Consider the following 17909-nt stretch of genomic DNA (forward strand, 5'->3'; position numbering starts at 1 on the left):
TTAAACACTCCCTTCATCAGTCGCTATTTCACATACTGAAGACTCGCGAACAACCAGTTCAACATCAAGAACTTTTTTTAGGTTTCTTTTAGCCTTTTTTGTTAATATTTGATGCAGCATTTCAAATGCTTGACGACCTTCCGATATTTTATCAATTCTAACAGTTGTTAGTGAAGGGGTGAAAAACTTAGAAAATGAAATATCATCATACCCAACGACCGCAATATCTTTTGGAACGTTTACACCCTCTTCTTTCAGGGCTCCAATTACGCCAAATGCAAAAACATCGTTAAAACAAAACACACTGTCGAATTCTATATCTTTCTTGAGAATCTCTTTCATTGTACTGTAAGCATTTTCGTATCCTTCCTCCAATTCAAAAACAAGTTTCTCATCGTATTTTAAACCGAATTCCTGGAGTGCCTTTTTGTAACCTTCCAGTCTCATTTTGGCGACGGATTTGTACAAATATCCGTTAAGAAACAAAATTTTTTTCCTTCCAGTTTGTATAAGATGCTTTACCGCTAAATACCCTCCTTTAACATCATCGGTGTAAACCTCCGGAATATCGATATCGTCAAAATGGACTCCAAGTACTACAAAAGGTACATCCTTTTCAACTAAGAATTTTATATCATCACTTCTCTCTTGTGTTGGAGAAATTATTATTCCATCAACTCTTCGCCCAATCATTGTTTTTACGGCTTCCTCTTCAAGCGAATAATCCTTTTCAGTATTCATGAAAATGACATTGAACCCACGCTCTTTTGCACCAATTTCTATTCCTTTTAGTACTTCGGAAAAAAACGGATTAGAGCTATCTTCAAGTATAACACCGATGACTTTCGTAAGCCCGTACCTAAGAGATAGTGCAGTTACGTCTTTTATGTATCCAAGTTTTTCTGCTATTTCGATTATCTTTCTTTTTGTTTCAATATTTATATCCGGTTTATCATTTAGAGCTCGAGAAACAGTGTTTATCGAAACCCCAGCTTCTTTTGCAATATCTCTTATTGTAACAAACTTTTTCACAACTTATCGCCTCACAATTTTTTTAATTCGAATGGTGCAAATTCGATTTTCTTGTTGCCCATATAAATTATGTTTTTTGAATTTCTCAAGTTTAACACGTAAACTTCCGAATTTCTCGTTTCAGAAAACTCAGCGTCTATGCCAACAAACTTTGGATTTAAGGAATAGGAAAGAAGCTTCTTCCAGCCGTCTTCATCTAGAACACCTGTTATGTAAAATCTTCCATGTTTTTCTGTAACCAACGGTGAACCGTCCTCGAAGATCCCAATTACATTTGCATCAAAGACTTCAATTTCATCTTTCCAGTATCCTACTTCGATTTTCTGATTAAATATAAATCCACTACATTTATTGACAGCTCCAAAGTCCATTACTTCTATACCCACTTCTTCTATGAGGCCTTGTGGAGTTCTTTCAACTATCCAATTTTGCTCGTCTTTCAAACCTGACATACAAGTTATGTAGACCATTCCTTTGAATTTCTTTATCTTCTCAACAAAAACATTACTGATTTTGAAGGCGTAGGGAACTATTAAAACTTTGTAGTCCTGGATATCATCGTCATCGAAAACAAAGTCAACATTATAACCCAGCTTTCTTATGGATTTGAATATCTCGACCACACTATCCCAATACCTAAACTTTCTATTGACGTGATTTATCCTGTGGATCCATTCATTTTCATAACTAAAATAAACGGCAACCTCTCTCTTAGGCTCCAAAACACCGAGAGTTTCTGATTTAACTCTGTTAAATTCCTCCAGTCTTTTCGTCTTTCTACCAGCGTAATCAACGAGCCCTCCGTGATATTGTTCAGCTCCAAACCTTATCTGATCAAACCTAAACGGCATAACACCAAAAGCACCATTGAGAAAACCTTGCTTTATCCACATTCCCAAATATTCTGCTCCATAATTTTCGTTTACTTCCCTCCAATTCACACGGCCCGGTTGTTGTTCAATTACCAAAAACGGTGCCTTTTTCAAAGATCGCATTAACGTGTGATTGGCTGATTGTCTCAAAGGGTCGTAATCAACTGTTGCAATATAATTATCCCAAGATACAAAATCTAAAATTTTCGACATTTTTCTGTAATCTATATCCATGAAATCAACCATAAAATTATGTGTGATAGGTTTATCTGAGTATTTTCTGATAATACTTATTTGCAGATTCATAAAATCAATTGAGCTATCAGACATAAACCTATATATATCAAGCATTTGGTGGGGGTTTTCAAATGTAGGAGTATTTATTGGAAATACAATTTGTTCCCAATCGCTATAAACCTGACTCCAAAACACAGTACCCCAAGATTTGTTCAGATTGTCCAAAGTTTTGTACTTATCTTTAAGCCATTGTATGAATGCTCTTCTATCATCTTCATTGAAAGAATAAGTTGTTGAATGACAACCAAACTCGTTATCAATCTGCCAAATATCAATTTCTTTCCCATATCTTTTAGCATACTCTTCTGTGATTCTCATTGCGTATTCACGATAAACCTTAGAATTTGTAGAGTAATGCCTACGACTTCCAAACTCTCTAAGTTGACCTTTATAATCAACTGGTAAAATTTCTGGATATTTTCTTATAAGCCACGCAGGAGGTGTTGCTGTTGGCGTTCCAAGTATTATCCTTATGCCATTTTCTTTTAACTTTGAAATTGCCTTATCGAGCACAGAAAAATCGTATGCCCCTTCCTTTGGTTCAACAACGCTCCATGCGAATTCACCTATACGTACCCATTCAACTCCATATTTTTTCATTAGCTGAATATGCTCGTCCCAAACGCTTTCATCCCAATGTTCTGGATAGTAGTCTGAACCATAGATTTCCATATTTAGTCCCCCTTTGTTAGTTGTTTTTTGCTATAGTTAATTGATTGATTAATAATTGTATTGGTAACGTTACCGGTACAATTCAAGTATAATTAAAGCAAAATGTTTGCAATGTTCAAAATCTGAATATTGTTTAATAATAGCCATTAGAGTTGATTAAATCAAGATCTTTAGTTATTTCTTCTGCTTTCCTGTAATTCCTTTCTTGCGTGATTCTTTATATGTGTTAAAATTAGTTCGTATGGCGAAGTATATGAATCCTTATAGAGCGTTGAAAAACAAGCATTACAGAAAATTTTGGATAGCTCAGAGCATATCTTTAATTGGTTCTTGGATCGATACCACTCTAAGAGGGTGGGTAGCTGTTAGTTTATTCTCTGAACAGAAAGCTGCAGGATTCATAGGATTGATTGCCTTTTTAAAAGGATTTCCTTCTGTTTTCTTCTCCCCGGTAGCAGGTGTTATGATAGATTGGTTTGGTTCTAAGACCATACTGTTTTTTACGCAGTTGATTGATGCTCTCAACGCCTTTGTGATGGCATATCTTGTTTGGAAAGGTCTTCTTTCACCCGTTTTTTTGCTTCTTTTAAGTTTGGCAATGGGGATTACAAGTGGATTTTACTTGCCTTCAAGGAATACTTTTATTTCCTCTGTGGTAGAAAAGACTTTGTTACCAAATGCATTAGCGTTGCATTCTATGATATTCAACGTTGCACGTATGGTTGGTCCTACAATAGCAGGGTTCGTTGTCAAATACTATGGTTTACAAGTTGGATTTATAATCAATGCAATATCGTTTCTTCCTCTTTTGGTTGTGTTGCTAATTATTCCAGAGCAACCAACTGTTCAATCAAATACGAAAAATTCACTGAGAAAATTTTTTGTGGATCTTGTGGATGGTATCAAATATACCCTCAAAGACAAGAATATAAGTTCTACTTTATTAGGTCTCAGTGTGTATTCTCTTTTTGGTATGCCGTTTGGAATGCTTATGCAAGCTTTTGTGAAAAGTGTTGTGAAATCAGATATCGTTGGCTACGGTATTATAATGGGGTTCATGGGAATTGGTGCGTTTATAGGTGCTAATATAGTTGCGGCTATTAATCCTGAACGGTTGATAAAACTTCATGAAGAAATACTATTACTTATAATAGGTCTAAACGTATTTGTTGCAGCTTTGTATCCGAAACTCACTCCATACAGCGCATTGTTGATAGGTGCTTGCCAATCGTCGTTCTTCAACATAACAAACAGCAGGACACAATTCCTATCACCTTCATCGATGAAAGGGAGAATCATGTCACTGTATTCTTTTATAAATACAGGTGGTTCACCACTTGGTACATTCCTCTTAGGTGTACTCGGCAATGTTCTTGGTGTTAGAAGCTCTTATTTTATTTCCTCGTTCATTTTGCTTTCCTACGCTGTTGGCAAAATTGGTTTAGTCAACCATCCAAAAATGTCAAAGAGCGATCCTGAAAGATAAATATGTGAAATTATCTATCCGTTGCTTGCCAAATCTCATTGTGCTATGTTTTGTATGTGTTGCATATAAAGCACAACATATGGTATAATACCATGGTGTTTAAAGGTTTTTACATTTAGGAGCTTAGGAGGGGTATTTATGTACTCTGAATTATCTGTCTTAATTGAGCATTGGAAAGGTGTCGAATTATCTAAGAATGCCTACAAGATACTCTCAGAGAGGTATTTTTTGAAAAGTGCATCAGGAGATTTTCTTGAAACAAAGTGGGATGATATATGTAGACGTGTTGCAAGGGTTGTTGCAACTGCAGAACTTGTGAATAACCCTTTGATAAAGGAAAAATCACCAACAGAACAACTTGACACGGTAAAATTTTGGGAATCTATCTTTTTTGACTTCCTCAAATCACGTATATTTATTCCCAATAGTCCCACCCTTTTTAATTCGGGTATGGGAGTTAGACACGAATTGTTGTGGAAACCGTTAGAACAGATGAGTTTGGAGGATTATTGGGAAATTTATAACACGAGGAATCACCTTCACATGCTTTCTGCCTGCTTCGTGGTACCAGTTGAGGATAGCATAGAGGGTATTTTCGAAGCTGTAAAGGAATATGCTCTGATAACCAAAGCTGGAGGAGGTATCGGTAGTAATTTCTCAAGACTTAGACCAAAGGGGAGTTTTGTTGCAGGGACGCATGGACAGGCAAGTGGACCAGTATCATTTATGCACGTTTTCAATTCAGCAGTTGGTGTGGTTGAACAGGGTTACAGGCGTAGAGGAGCACTTATGGGTATACTAAATATTGACCATCCAGATATAGAAGAGTTTATTACTGCTAAAGAAGGTAACGATGGCGAAAAAGTGTTAAAGTTTTTTAATATATCGGTTGGAATACCAATGGAGCGTCAAGAATTGTTGAAACTTTACATGGAAGATGCTGAGATAGAACTTAAACATCCAAAATCTAGTACCGTAAGAAAAATTAAAGTTAAGGAATTAATAAATAAGATGGCTAAGAACGCGTGGAAAACTGGTGATCCGGGATTAGCATTCCTTGGTGAGATGAATAAATACTATGCAATGTATCCTGAGATGGTGATCGAAAGTACAAATCCATGTGGAGAGATAGGTCTTGCACCGTACGAAGCGTGCAACCTTGGATCAATAGATGTTGCTAAATTTTATAAGGATGGAAAATTCCATTGGAATGCGTTTGCTCAAGCAACAAGGTTGGCTGTAAGGTTTCTTGATAACGTGATAGATGTCAATGTTTTTCCACTCGAGAAAATTACCAGGGCAGTTAAAGAGAGTAGAAGAATAGGTTTAGGGATAATGGGATTTGCAGACTTACTTTATTTAATGGATATACCTTACAATGAACATGAAGGGAGACAATTTGCGGCAGATATGACAGCCTTTATGGCGTTACACGGGCATGACGAATCAAACAAAATTGCCAGAGAAAAAGGAAGCTTTCCTGTTTTTGAAAAGAGTAGATATTACAAAGAAAATGGCTTTGTTCCATTTGCAATGGGGATGAGTAAATACGACGAAGAATTGAGAGATGTTTTCAGAGAAGCCAAAAGTGGTAAAAGAAATGTAGCAGTTCTAACTATCGCACCAACTGGTTCGATTTCAAACATAGCTGATACAAGCAGTGGTCTTGAACCAAATTTCTTACTTGCTTATGTACGCTACATGAACAAACATGACGGTGGCAGGGAGCCTTTGTTCTATGTAAATAGGGTCCTTGAGGAAAAACTTTCACCTCAGATTCTTGAGAAGATCAAAGAGCGTTTAGTGGAGAAAGGATCGCTCAAAGATCTACCCGAGGTTCCTGAGCATATAAAACGTGTTTTTGTTACTGCTATGGATATATCTCCAATGGATCATTTGCTCATGCAAGACGCATTTCAAAGATATGTCGATAACAATATATCAAAGACAATAAATATGCCAAATAGTGCCACAGAAGAAGACGTACTTAACATATACCTTGAAGCCATGAAGTTAAACATTAGAGGATTAACAATTTACAGAGACGGCTCGTTGCAAACGCAGGTTCTTACAGCTGCAAAAAATCTAAAAACAAAAGATGCACCAAAGGTACAATTCTTTTTACTCGATGAAAAACACAAGTTACGACCAAGACCAAGAAAGGAGACGCTTAGAAGCGTTACAAGAAAGTTCAAAACAGACACGGGAACCACTTATATTACTGTAAGTTTTGACGATAATGGAGAAGCTGTTGAAATATTCCTTTCTAATGGGACAGAACTTGCGGAGGCCATTGGAAGACTAAGTTCGATTGCTCTAAGAGCAGGTGTGTCAGCCGAAGAAATACTCGAGCAGCTTAGAAAAGTCAAAGGAACGTACACTCCTGCATTAGCAAAAGAAATCAAAAGTGCGGTGGATGATTTTGCTGAACTTTGGGGTGAGACACAAATTGGAGAGATAGACACCTTTGTCGTAGATGGTACGGTGAAGACACCCGAAGAAATTGAAAAGTTTGTGACAGCGAATGGTTTAGAATGGAGCGAAGGATATTACGTTGATGCTGACGGAAATACCTATTGTCCATCGTGTTTGTCAAAGAACAGCATTTTGAAACAAGAAGGTTGTACAAGTTGTAGAAAATGTGGTTGGAGTAAATGTAGCTGATCTTATTTGTTGGTGATTTCCAAAAAAGTCATAGAAAATAAAAAAATGTCCTGACATTTGTCAGGACATTTTTTACACTTTTTCTTCAGTATCTTCTCCATCATAACTTTGAAAGTTTTTTATTATGGAATACGCAAGTGTCTCAAATGATAAAGTAATGTCAACATCTTCAACAGGCAATTTGCTTTTTAATTTAACAGGAGAGAAATTAACAATGCCTTTGATACCTACACTTTCTATTTGTTCTACAACTATTTGGGCTGAATTCTCAGGGACAGCGACAACTGCAATTTCTATATTTAGTTCCTCAGTTATTTTTTTAAGTTCATTTATGTGGGATACCGTAATACCACCGATTTTTTTTCCAACCTTTTCATTGTCGTTGTCAAATATAGCAACTACTCTAAATTTGTGTTTCACCAAACCTGGATAATTTGCCAAGGCACTTCCAAGATTCCCAGCACCTATTATCGCTACATTCCATTCCTTGTTAACACCAATTATGTGTGCGATTTCACTAACTAACTTCTTGACGTTATAGCCAAGTCCTCTCTTACCAAACTCGCCAAAATACGATAAATCTTTCCTCACTTGACTTGGTTTTATGTTTAAACGGTGTGCAATATCTTGCGACGATACAAAATTTACACCCTCGTCTTTGAATCTCAAAAGACACCGATAATATAAACCAAGCCTCTTCACAGTTGGTTTCGGAATTTTCACAAAAGTCCCCCCTAGGTGTTAAATAGTTAATTTCTTCACAATTTTATCATAAATGCGAAAAAGTATCAAGCACATTACGGAAAAACAAAAAGTTGCATCACAAACCAAGTTCAAAGGTTGTAAGAATTACCTTTATTCTTTTTGGTTGTCTGAAGGAAGATTCGACAATTAAAAAGTAGTTACATATTCTTTGATCCGATGCACAGTCGTGGCAGAAACCTGTAGCATTACAAGGTGTTTTTAGTTCAAGTCTTTTTGCATTCATGGGAGATATCATTCTTACGCGTTCTATAGCTTCATCTAAATTTTTTACGACCTTATTTACGCTTACGACAAGAATAATGTTCTTAGGACCAAAAGCGATTGCAGCAACACGATTACCATTTCCATCCAGAAAAATTAACTTTCCATCTTCAGTTACAGCGTTGGCACTACATAGATAAAAATCAGAAGAAAATGCTGCAATTTCAAGATTTCTCCTTTCTTCTGGAGTTTTTGCTTTAGTTCTATCAATAAAGTTGTATTTTTCACTTCTAAGCATATCCAAAATACCAGACTCTAAGATACTCAACGAACCTCCTGAAGCAACGGTAGCTCCTTGTGGTATCATTAAATTTATCAAGTTAATTAAATCTTCTTCACTTTTAGCGATATGAACTTCAAAAGCCCTTTTTTCCAAGGATTTTTTCACTGTCTGTGCAACATGTTCGTATTTCCAAGTGTATAGTTCCTCACGCATAAAGTTCCCTCCTAACAAAAAGATGATTTCAAAAAAAACAAGCGAGACCTTTAACGGTCTCGCTATTTAAGTGTTGGCGGGGACGACGAGATTTGAACTCGCGGCCACCGGTGTGACAGACCGGCGTGCTAACCAGGCTGCACCACGTCCCCGTCTGTTGTCAGTTTGCCACTGACCGTGTTATATTCTGCCACAAGGTGTTTATTTTGTCAATAGGTGTTTTCAAAATTGCACCTTGTAGTACATCAAATAACGTTGCGGAATAAATCGTTTAATGTCTCGCGTCTTCTTATTAACTTGGCTTCGAATGAATTGTAAGTTTGAGTTACAAGTATTTCCGCAGGTCTGGGCATAGAGTTATAATTATTTGACATCGCGTAACCATAGGCTCCAACGTCTTCGATCACTAAAAAGCTTCCTTCTTTCGGGATTTTAAGCTTTCTCTCGAGCGCAAGAATATCACCGGACTCGCAAAGTGGTCCAACTAAGTCCACAATTTCTTCTTCGGGATTGTCGTTGTACGGTTCAAGAACACAAATACGATGATATGCGTTGTACATCGCGGGTCTTATTAACACATTTAACCCGCCGTCAACTACTATAAATGTTTTGTACGGTGTTCTTTTTATGTATTCCACTTTTAGAACTAGTATTCCAGCAGGTGCAATGAGATATCTACCAAGCTCAAGGATAACTAAATCAAAAGATTTTAAGTAAGGAATTACTTTTTCCTTGTAACTATCGATGTTGAGTTCATCGTCTTTGTAGTTTATCCCCCAACCACCACCGATATTTATCTTTGAAAAACCGTATCTTTTTGAAAGTTCAACCACTTTCGAGATAGCTTCTTCAAAAGCTCCTACATGCGTGATTTGCGAACCTATGTGTACGTGAAACCCCGATATCTTTAATCGTTTATCTTTCAAGGTCTTTTCAAGTAATTCAAGGTGTACACCAAACTTGTTCTTTTTCAAACCTGTCGATATGTGTGGATGTGTTTTGGGATCAACATCCGGATTGACTCTGAGAAAAAATTCGGCATTTGTTTGTATATTTGTCCACCTTTCGTATTCTTCGAGAGAATCGATATTTATATATTTAACTTTTTGTCCAAGGTATTCCATATCTTTTTTTGATTTTCCGTTACCGTTCCAAACGATTTTTCCATCATCGATACCAGCCATTTTGGAGGCATAATATTCTCCTATTGAAACGATGTCTGTACCGAATCCTTGTTTTCCAAATACTTCAATTATACGCGGGTTATTGTTCGCCTTACAAGCAAATGTCGGTAAAAAGTTTACACCACTAAAAACATCAGTGACTAAATTAATTCTCTTTAGAATTTCTTCAAATGAATAAATGTATAAAGGTGTTCCATAAGAGTTTGCAATTTCTTCAACTATTTTTTTTGAAAAAATCATTCGCACACCTCACTAAGAATTACCCTTCAATTTTTTTCAACTTCACAGCAGTTCCATAAGCTAGGATTTCCGCAGCACTTTGCATAACAGAAGCTGAGCCGAATCTAACACCCACAACAGCATCCGCCCCGAGTTTTTCTGCTTCGGTAATCATTCTCCTAAGTGCAATATTTCTACTCTCAGTGAGTAGTTCTGTATAACTTTTTATCTCACCACCTGCAATTGTTTTAAAAGCTGCCGCTATGTCTTTACCAAGATGCTTAGAGTTGACTATGTTACCAGCAACGATTCCAAGAGTTTCGGTAATTTCATAACCTGGGACATAGTCAGTTGTAACCACGATCATACCAAACACCTCCCTGTATGAAATAGTTCTAATTTTAATCAAACTTCTTTCTTTAAGAAAATCCCGTATGCTAAAAGTGTTATTATTAATGATAATATTATAACTCCAAAGGTGTATTTAAAGTCAATGCTGTTTCTTAGGAAAATACTATTTCCCAGTGCATATGTGTAAGTATTCAAAAATTTCAGAGGTTTTAACATACCAGCAACTGTTGTAATTGCAAGTGTAGAAAGTCCAGCAAGTAATGGTTTTACTTGGTCATCAAAGATAACTGAATAAAATAATGTTATACAAAACCAAAGTAAACCGGCAAACAATGATTGTGTTGTGAACTTTATACCTGCGAGATATTGGTAGTCTTTGTTAAGGGCAAATGAATAGAAGATTGGTAACAATCCGGTGAAAAGCAAAATGAACCAAAGTGAAATGAGACCTGAAAAAAATTTATTGATGAAAACTTGTTTTCTATTTTTTCTTACAAGTAAGAATGCTATAGTACCGTTTTCTACTTCCCTGGCAAAAAGTGGAAACGCCATTATAATACCAACTATAGGGACTATTTGTCCGAAGTTTTTGCCGTACCATTGAGAATTTATATAGAAGTCCCATTCTTTAAGTTTGTTTAGCATACTTGGGGGTAAGAACTTTTCTAACTGTGGGGTGCCAGAGTATCCTTCAAGCATTCTCAATGTAAATTTTTGAAAAGGTGCAACTATAAAAAACAATACAACCAAAGTAAACAACGTACCAACAATTCTCACTCTCATATCATAAAACTCTTTCCTCATAACTAATCACCTTCTCTTGTAACATCTTTTGACGTCTTATCGCTGAGTACAATCGCCTCAAAAATTATGTCAAAATTAACAGGTTCACATTCAAATCCATTCTCTTGTGCCCATTTTCTTTTTACTATATATATACTTTCTTTTTCGGTTGTTTTGTACTTGTACCCATCTATGATTTTAGTTTTATCAACACGAATTGCACAGTATTTCTGTTTTATGTCATCAAGGTATCCAACTTCCAGTATTTTTCCTTTGTTCATTATTGCCACCCTATCTGCTATCTTCTCGACTTCACTTAGAATATGACTGGTATATAAAACGGAATTTCTCTCGAGTGGTACAGTACGAATCAGATCTAATATTTGGTTTCTGACTATAGGGTCTAAACCCCAAGTGGGCTCATCAAGTATGTATAGTTGTACTTTTTGAGAAAGGACAATAGACATATAAAGTTGCGTCGTTTGTCCGTTCGATAGTTCTCCAACTTTTTCTGATAAGGGTATGGCAAACTTCTCAACAAATTCAAAACATTTGTTTTTATCAAAATCTTTTGTAATCGAAGCAGTCATTTCAATAAGTTGTTTAACAGTGTAACTTTGGTACAATTCTTTACCTTCCGGCAAATATCCAACACTTCCATTAAGTATAATTTCTCCACCATCTTTTTTTTTAAGACCAAGAATACACTTAATCGTTGTTGTTTTTCCAGCACCATTTGGACCTAACAACGCAAAAATTTCTCCTTCATTGACAGAAAATGAGATACCATCAACTGCTTTTATATTTTTGTAATACTTCTTCAAATCAATCACTTCAAGTATCAATTCTGCCACCTCCTTATTTCTATGTTTATTTTTGAGCGTCAAATAATAACTCGACGATTCTCAAAATTTGATCTTTTGAAACTCCCACTTGTTTCAATTTTAGAACAAATTTCTCAAATTCTTCAACCAACTCTAACTTGATCTTGCTGTTTTCTATGTTTGCAACAACGTACCCTTCACCACGCTCTACACGAATTATACCTTCTATTTCAAGTTCTCTGTAAGCCCTTGCAACAGTATTTAAATTCACACCTATATCTTTTGCTAAAGTTCTTATTGAAGGTATAAATTCCCCAGGCTTCAGCTCTCCATTTATAACCTTTCCTTTTATGTGTTCTTTTATTTGTAAATACACTGGAATATGTGAATTAAAATCCACACTAAACCACATCCAAACACCTCTTTTTCTTGAGGATAACTCCTTCACTCCCTTGTAATATTATACTATTACAGTATACATTGTCAATAAGAAAATAAAAATAGGGATGCGGAACATCCCTATTTTTACTATTTTTTTGGTTTAATCGAACACGCGGAGAGCTTCTGATGGTGGAATTTTTTGTGATATGTTTGCTGGAATTGAAACAAAGATTATGGTTAATCCGAACACGCTTAGTAAAGTCATTCCTACCTTCCACAGAGGAATTACAACTTTAAACGATGGTAATAAAGGACTTACAAAGTTTACAAGATCTCTTATTATTAAGGTACTTGAGAGCAATGCAACTATTGTAGCTATTATAACAACCATAAGTGATTCGTATATAAACATTTTAAATATCACACCGCTACTTGAACCTATAGCTCGCAGCATACCTATATGCTTTTTTCTGACGTATACATTTCTGAATGTTATGATAGCCAATCCGGCAAATCCAGCAAAGAAACCAAGGTAGAACAATTGTAGTGACAATTCCACAAGGTTATCTATAGAAGTGTAAAGCTTTTCTATTTCTCCTGTTATATAAAAAGCACCGTCGAACTTTCTTGCAACAAATTCCTGAGCCTCCAACGCCAATTTTTTATCCTTTATAATTCCAACATATCCACTAATTGCACCAAAGAATTTTCTATTTCTCCAAATTATAATACCATCCATTGGTAGCAAAGCCTCAACGGGATTGTAGAGACCTTTTATCATAAATTCCTCAGTTATTTTCGGAGATATGCCAGGTAGAACGCCTTTCAACGTCAATTTTATATGTTCACCTTTACTGGATTTTGTGATCGTTTGAGAAATATATACGGACTTGTCAGGTATATCTTCCGGCTTGATATATTTAATTTCTTTCATTAATTTTTCTGATGGTAAAATTAGGTGTTTAAAAATTTTTTCATCAGATACTATGAATGTGTGTTTCGTTTTTTGCCCTGGGAAAGTAACTTCAACAAGTTGAACAGGTATCAATGCTTCAAATTTTTTGGCAAATGTTTCATCGTTTAAGTATTTGTAAGAACCAAAGAATGTTTTAAGTGGATTTTCAATAATAATGAAATTGTATCCAAACGCACCTTCGTCTTTTTTCGATTCGATATACTTTGATATACTTGTAGGAATCACTGCGCTTATTAATATAAGTATCAAAGTAACAGAGTACACTATAAAAATTGCGAAATTCCGATTTTTGTGTTTCTCAATATAGGATATAGCGAGTATTGTAGGGATACTCTTAAATCTTTCAAGAATTTTTTTTATGTAAGGTAGAAATCCAAAGACAAGATAGATACTACCTACAAGCGAAAATGCTGCACGAATAAGCATATCTTTTGCAGTACCTGTGGACAGCATTGCAGTGTTAGACAACAGGATAGAAAGACCATAAAAGGATAATATGAGACTATTTCTGTAGATTAATGGCACGATGATAAGTATGCCAAGGAGAAAATATTTATAAGATATGTTATACAAATATAGCAAGAAAATTAACATCAGAGAACCATAAATAATCTTTTTGAATGTTACTTTCCTTTTTTGTTCTTCTATATCTCTACCTGTGTAGAGTATAGAAGGGGAGACGTTAGAAAATTCGATGCTTTTGTACACCAAGATTAAAACAGGCACAAACGCTGCAATAAGTACTGCGTAAAATACACTTTGAGGAGTAATGTAAAATGGTATTTTATCTTGAACGAATGCAAACAATTCATCTTCTCTTCTGAATGAATTTATTTTTTCAAGAAGGTATACGCCAAATCCAAGTCCTGCTGCAGCACCAACAATTTCAGAGATTATTAGATATATAAAGCCCTCCAAAAATAGTATACTAAACATACTACCTCTTGAATACCCTATTGCTCTCAAAACCCCAAGGGAACCTTTACGCTCTTCGGTAAGTATTCCATAAAAAGATGCTATGAACAAAAAACTTGAAATTACCGAAAAGCCTGAGAACCCGATGAACAAATAACCTATTATTTTGCTCAAAGGAGATGTTGCCAACCTATGTTTAACAGCATTGACACGAATCGAACCCTCATATTCCGCAAGTGTGTGGGCAAAAGTTTTATGAGATTCCACAGGCATGTCGAGTGTCACCAAGTAGACGTTTGGTTCCTTCAAGGTGTAGAGACCAAACTCTTCAAATAAATCCTCTGGTAAAAATATAGTTCCGTTTCCTGATGCTGTCTCACCGCGGAAGTTAAGTTCTCCTTCGCCAAACGACTGAATTTCCACATTGTATGATCCCTTAGCGGTTATTATTTCTATCTTCTGACCAATAGCTATGTTAAAAGTTTTAGCAGTATCGTTGCTTATAGTTATACCTGTGACTTTCCGACCTATGTATCGTTCAAGTTCTTTTGTTACTGCCATTGCATAGAGATCAACGTACTTACCATTAATATTTGCTCGGATTTGTGCGAGTTTCACAGGAACAAAGTCCTTGATTTCTTTGAAATTTTTTAGAACCTTTCCTATCTTAGAAACGTTAATTGCCTTAGGTAAAAATATTGTATCTGCCTTATCTCTAATCACTAGATCGATCTTACCAAAGTTTTTGGACAATTTTTGGTTGAGATAATAACTCACAGAATCATTTAAAGAAAGACCACCAACAAGAAGCATGGTGGCCACAAATGTACCGAGTATAGCTAATAAACTTATTTTCCAGTGCTTCGAAAAGTTACGCAGTGCGATCTTAATTACCATATTCTCATCTCTCTTGATTCTAATCTTCTTCGGTGAGCTTTTGCAATAGCCTGAGGTAACGACTACGCGATGGATGTCTAAGCTTCCTTAAAGCTTTAACTTCTATTTGCCTGATTCTTTCACGAGTAACACCAAAGTACTGACCTACTTCTTCAAGTGTTTTTGGTTTACCATCGAGTATACCGTATCGCATTTTAAGTACCATCTTCTCTCTATCGTTCAATGTTTCAAGAAGTTTATCTATCTCTTCTTTCATAAGCATTCTTATAGCTTCTTTCTTCGGAGAGCCTATACTTTCATCGGCAACAAAATCTCCCATAGAAGAATCGTCTTCTTCACCGACGGGTGTTTCGAGTGAAAGAGTTTCAGGGGCAGCTTGTAAAATTTCCTCAATTTTATCGACAGGTTTTCCAACTTGTTCTGCTATGTACTCTATTGAAGGTTCTTCACCATGTTCTTGTACGTATTCTCTTTTTATCTTCTGTATCTTATTAATAGTTTCAACCATATGAACAGGTACTCTTATCGTTCTTGCTTGATCTGCTATTGCCCTTGTGATTGCCTGCCTAATCCACCAAGTTGCGTAAGTTGAAAATTTGTAGCCTTTTGACCAATCAAATTTTTCAACGGCTTTTATAAGTCCAAGACTTCCCTCTTGGATGAGGTCTAGAAAAGAAAGCCCCTTTCCTAGATATCTTTTTGCCATACTTACAACAAGTCTTAAATTGGATATTATAAGTTCTTCTTTTGCGTTTCGCTCACCACTTTGAGCACGTTGTGCGAGCCTTCTCTCTTCAGAAGGTGTGAGAAGTCTTATCTTTCCAATATCTCTTAGGTACATCTTTATTAAGTCTTTTGGTTCTGTACTGTCAAAGATTTCAGGACTTTCCGAAAGGTATGCTTTGACCTCTTCTTCTATACTCAATAAGTCAGTAGTATCTCTAATTTCTATTTTATTTTTTTCAAGTGTTTCATACACAATATCAAGAAAGTTACTATCGAGTGAGTCTGCGTCTCCAGGTGGGAACGTTCTGTCTATATCATCGTATGTGATGTAACCTTTTCTTTTTCCTAAATCAACAAGCTTTTCCAATTTTTTTTGAAGTTCTGTATTCTCCTTTACGACTGTTTTAGACACAAAAAAACACCTCCTCGTTTATAGTGAGGACCTCTTTATTTTTTCCTTTTGCTTTATTAGTTCAATTCGAGCTTTAAGTAAGATCTTCTTTTCATCTTCAGATTTTGATTTTTTAATTAACTCATCGATTTCCCCTATTCTTTTCTCTAGGCTTCTGATTTCTATGTCTTTCTTTATATATTCAAGGACCTTATCGTCTACATCCATATCTATCCTTTCAATAGCTTCTTTAACAAATTGCGCCATATCTTTAGACAACTGCTCTAAGGAAACGTTCAAATCTTTTGCTATCAGAAAGAACTCTTTCGCCTTTCCATCCAGAATATCAGGGTTGAAATTTATGGTTTTAAATATTTCCGGATAGTTATAATAAATGTATATTAGATAATCTTCTGTTGTAGCTATTTTTGTCTTCCTATCTTCAGCATGTGAGTTTTTAACTTGATTAGAATAGTCTTTTCTTGTTTTACCGACTTTTTCTTTTGACAATTTCATCATTTCCATTAGCTTGTCTTTGTCAACATGAATTACTTTTGCTATTGCTTCGTAAAATTTATCAGTTGATACTGGATTGTAAGAAAAGATACGATTCCAATTCGACAGACTTTGTAAAAATGTGTTTATTCCGTTCGGGTTTGACAAATCGTATTTTCTTGATAGTCTTTCTACGACAAAGATCTCTGGACTAATGGATTCTTCAAGAGCTTTTATTAACTCTTTTGAACCGCTTTTTTGATAAATCTCATCCGCGTCTTTTCCTTCTCGGAAATTTGCAATTGCTACATTAAAACCTTCATTAAGGATCATTTCAATGCTTTTTAAAGTTGCCTTTACACCAGCAGCATCATTATCAAATGCCAGCAATATGTTTTTTGTATATTTCTTCAATTTTAAAATATGTGCCCTTGTTAATGCAGTTCCAAGGGTAGCCACGGTATTTTTGATACCTGCTCTGTGAAATGCAAGTGCATCAAAGTAACCCTCGCATATGACAACATAGTCTACATTTTTTATGTACTCGCGTGCCTGATCAAACAAAAAAAGTATCCAGGATTTCTTGAAAATCATAGTATCCTGGGAATTAATGTACTTTGGTACACCTTCTCCAACCAACCTACCACCAAAAGCTATTATCCTACCATAATCATCTTTTATAGGTATGATTATCCTTCCAGAAAATGGATCAGTGTTGAGAAAACCAAAAGCTTGGAGATCTTCTTTTGAAATACCTAAGCTTTTAGCTACTTTTTGTGGAAAGTATGAATTTATCGGAGAATATCCAAATTCGTACAACGATATCTCTCTTTCAGAAAACCCACGTTTGTACAGATATTCTATAACGTTACTTGATTTTCTCAGTGAATTTAAATATTCCTGATGTAGCAATTTGTAAAAAGAATAGTACAATCTACGTTTCTCATCTTCTTCGTCTATATCGATATCAACACCTGCTCGTTCAGCTAACTTTTTAACAGCCTCAGTGTAAGATATATTTTCGATTTCCTGGACAAATTTCACTACATCACCCGAGGCACCGCATCCAAAACAGTGATACATATTTTTAGCTGGGCTTACATAAAAAGATGGCGATGTTTCTAAGTGAAACGGGCAAAGGCCCCTGTAATTAGCACCTACTTTTTGCAAATTGACATATTCAGATACGACTTCAACGATGTCGTTTTTTTCTTTCACAAGTTCAATAATCTGCCTTTTTATCATCAAAATCATCTCAACATTTTAAAATTAAAGGTAGCAG

14 protein-coding genes and 1 tRNA gene are annotated in these 17909 nt (G+C 35.6%); 2 read left to right on the plus strand and 13 right to left on the minus strand.

Features of this window, described 5'->3' with window-relative positions; all coding sequences use genetic code 11:
• Together N2Z58_01630 and N2Z58_01635 are read right to left on the minus strand one after the other, a co-directional pair.
• The gene (locus N2Z58_01630; GenBank protein MCX7653371.1) at positions 1-1032 is read right to left on the minus strand and encodes a LacI family transcriptional regulator; all 1032 of its coding nucleotides are present in this window, start codon (positions 1030-1032) and stop codon (positions 1-3) included.
• Between the two features lie 11 nt (positions 1033-1043).
• Positions 1044-2873: a beta-galactosidase gene (locus N2Z58_01635; protein ID MCX7653372.1), complete on the minus strand. Its 1830-nt coding sequence runs from the start codon at positions 2871-2873 to the stop codon at positions 1044-1046.
• Between the two features lie 223 nt (positions 2874-3096).
• Here N2Z58_01635 and N2Z58_01640 point away from each other — a divergent pair, with 223 nt between their 5' ends.
• A complete protein-coding gene (locus tag N2Z58_01640; GenBank protein ID MCX7653373.1) occupies positions 3097-4359 on the plus strand; it encodes an MFS transporter in 1263 nt (420 codons plus the stop codon).
• Between the two features lie 138 nt (positions 4360-4497).
• On the plus strand, positions 4498-7023 hold the full coding sequence (locus tag N2Z58_01645; GenBank protein ID MCX7653374.1) for an adenosylcobalamin-dependent ribonucleoside-diphosphate reductase: 2526 nt from the start codon (positions 4498-4500) through the stop codon (positions 7021-7023).
• 72 nt (positions 7024-7095) lie between these two features.
• Here N2Z58_01645 and N2Z58_01650 read toward each other — a convergent pair whose 3' ends face one another.
• From N2Z58_01650 to dnaG, 11 genes are all read right to left on the minus strand, one after another.
• Positions 7096-7746: a redox-sensing transcriptional repressor Rex gene (locus N2Z58_01650; protein MCX7653375.1), complete on the minus strand. Its 651-nt coding sequence runs from the start codon at positions 7744-7746 to the stop codon at positions 7096-7098.
• Positions 7747-7843: 97 nt separating this feature from the next.
• Entirely contained in the window at positions 7844-8485 is a 642-nt protein-coding gene (locus N2Z58_01655; protein MCX7653376.1) for a lactate utilization protein, read from the minus strand.
• A gap of 74 nt (positions 8486-8559) precedes the next feature.
• Positions 8560-8637: transfer RNA gene (locus N2Z58_01660), tRNA-Asp, on the minus strand.
• A gap of 93 nt (positions 8638-8730) precedes the next feature.
• A complete protein-coding gene (gene lysA, locus N2Z58_01665) occupies positions 8731-9909 on the minus strand; it encodes a diaminopimelate decarboxylase (GenBank protein ID MCX7653377.1) in 1179 nt (392 codons plus the stop codon).
• Between the two features lie 19 nt (positions 9910-9928).
• Entirely contained in the window at positions 9929-10255 is a 327-nt protein-coding gene (locus tag N2Z58_01670) for a YbjQ family protein (GenBank protein ID MCX7653378.1), read from the minus strand.
• Positions 10256-10293: 38 nt separating this feature from the next.
• The gene (locus N2Z58_01675; protein MCX7653379.1) at positions 10294-11043 is read right to left on the minus strand and encodes an ABC transporter permease; all 750 of its coding nucleotides are present in this window, start codon (positions 11041-11043) and stop codon (positions 10294-10296) included.
• A gap of 2 nt (positions 11044-11045) precedes the next feature.
• Complete coding sequence (locus tag N2Z58_01680) at positions 11046-11867, minus strand: ABC transporter ATP-binding protein (protein ID MCX7653380.1); 822 nt, start codon at positions 11865-11867, stop codon at positions 11046-11048.
• A 25-nt stretch (positions 11868-11892) separates the two neighbouring features.
• On the minus strand, positions 11893-12258 hold the full coding sequence (locus N2Z58_01685) for a GntR family transcriptional regulator (GenBank protein ID MCX7653381.1): 366 nt from the start codon (positions 12256-12258) through the stop codon (positions 11893-11895).
• Positions 12259-12387: 129 nt separating this feature from the next.
• Entirely contained in the window at positions 12388-15015 is a 2628-nt protein-coding gene (locus N2Z58_01690) for an FtsX-like permease family protein (GenBank protein ID MCX7653382.1), read from the minus strand.
• A 19-nt stretch (positions 15016-15034) separates the two neighbouring features.
• Positions 15035-16153, minus strand: a complete 1119-nt coding sequence (gene rpoD, locus N2Z58_01695; protein MCX7653383.1) for an RNA polymerase sigma factor RpoD — start codon at positions 16151-16153, stop codon at positions 15035-15037.
• Positions 16154-16171: 18 nt separating this feature from the next.
• Entirely contained in the window at positions 16172-17872 is a 1701-nt protein-coding gene (gene dnaG / locus N2Z58_01700) for a DNA primase (GenBank protein ID MCX7653384.1), read from the minus strand.
• Positions 17873-17909 lie beyond the last annotated feature (37 nt).

The organism is Fervidobacterium sp., assembly GCA_026419195.1.
GTDB lineage: Bacteria > Thermotogota > Thermotogae > Thermotogales > Fervidobacteriaceae > Fervidobacterium.

Coding starts and splice junctions, on each gene's coding strand:
- N2Z58_01685 (MCX7653381.1), bottom strand. CDS start 12,258: ATGTGGTTTAGTGTGGATTTTAATTCACATATTCCAGTGTATTTACAA.
- N2Z58_01670 (MCX7653378.1), bottom strand. CDS start 10,255: ATGATCGTGGTTACAACTGACTATGTCCCAGGTTATGAAATTACCGAA.
- N2Z58_01690 (MCX7653382.1), bottom strand. CDS start 15,015: ATGGTAATTAAGATCGCACTGCGTAACTTTTCGAAGCACTGGAAAATA.
- N2Z58_01645 (MCX7653374.1), top strand. CDS start 4,498: ATGTACTCTGAATTATCTGTCTTAATTGAGCATTGGAAAGGTGTCGAA.
- dnaG (MCX7653384.1), bottom strand. CDS start 17,872: ATGATAAAAAGGCAGATTATTGAACTTGTGAAAGAAAAAAACGACATC.
- N2Z58_01635 (MCX7653372.1), bottom strand. CDS start 2,873: ATGGAAATCTATGGTTCAGACTACTATCCAGAACATTGGGATGAAAGC.
- N2Z58_01675 (MCX7653379.1), bottom strand. CDS start 11,043: ATGAGGAAAGAGTTTTATGATATGAGAGTGAGAATTGTTGGTACGTTG.
- N2Z58_01655 (MCX7653376.1), bottom strand. CDS start 8,485: ATGCGTGAGGAACTATACACTTGGAAATACGAACATGTTGCACAGACA.
- lysA (MCX7653377.1), bottom strand. CDS start 9,909: ATGATTTTTTCAAAAAAAATAGTTGAAGAAATTGCAAACTCTTATGGA.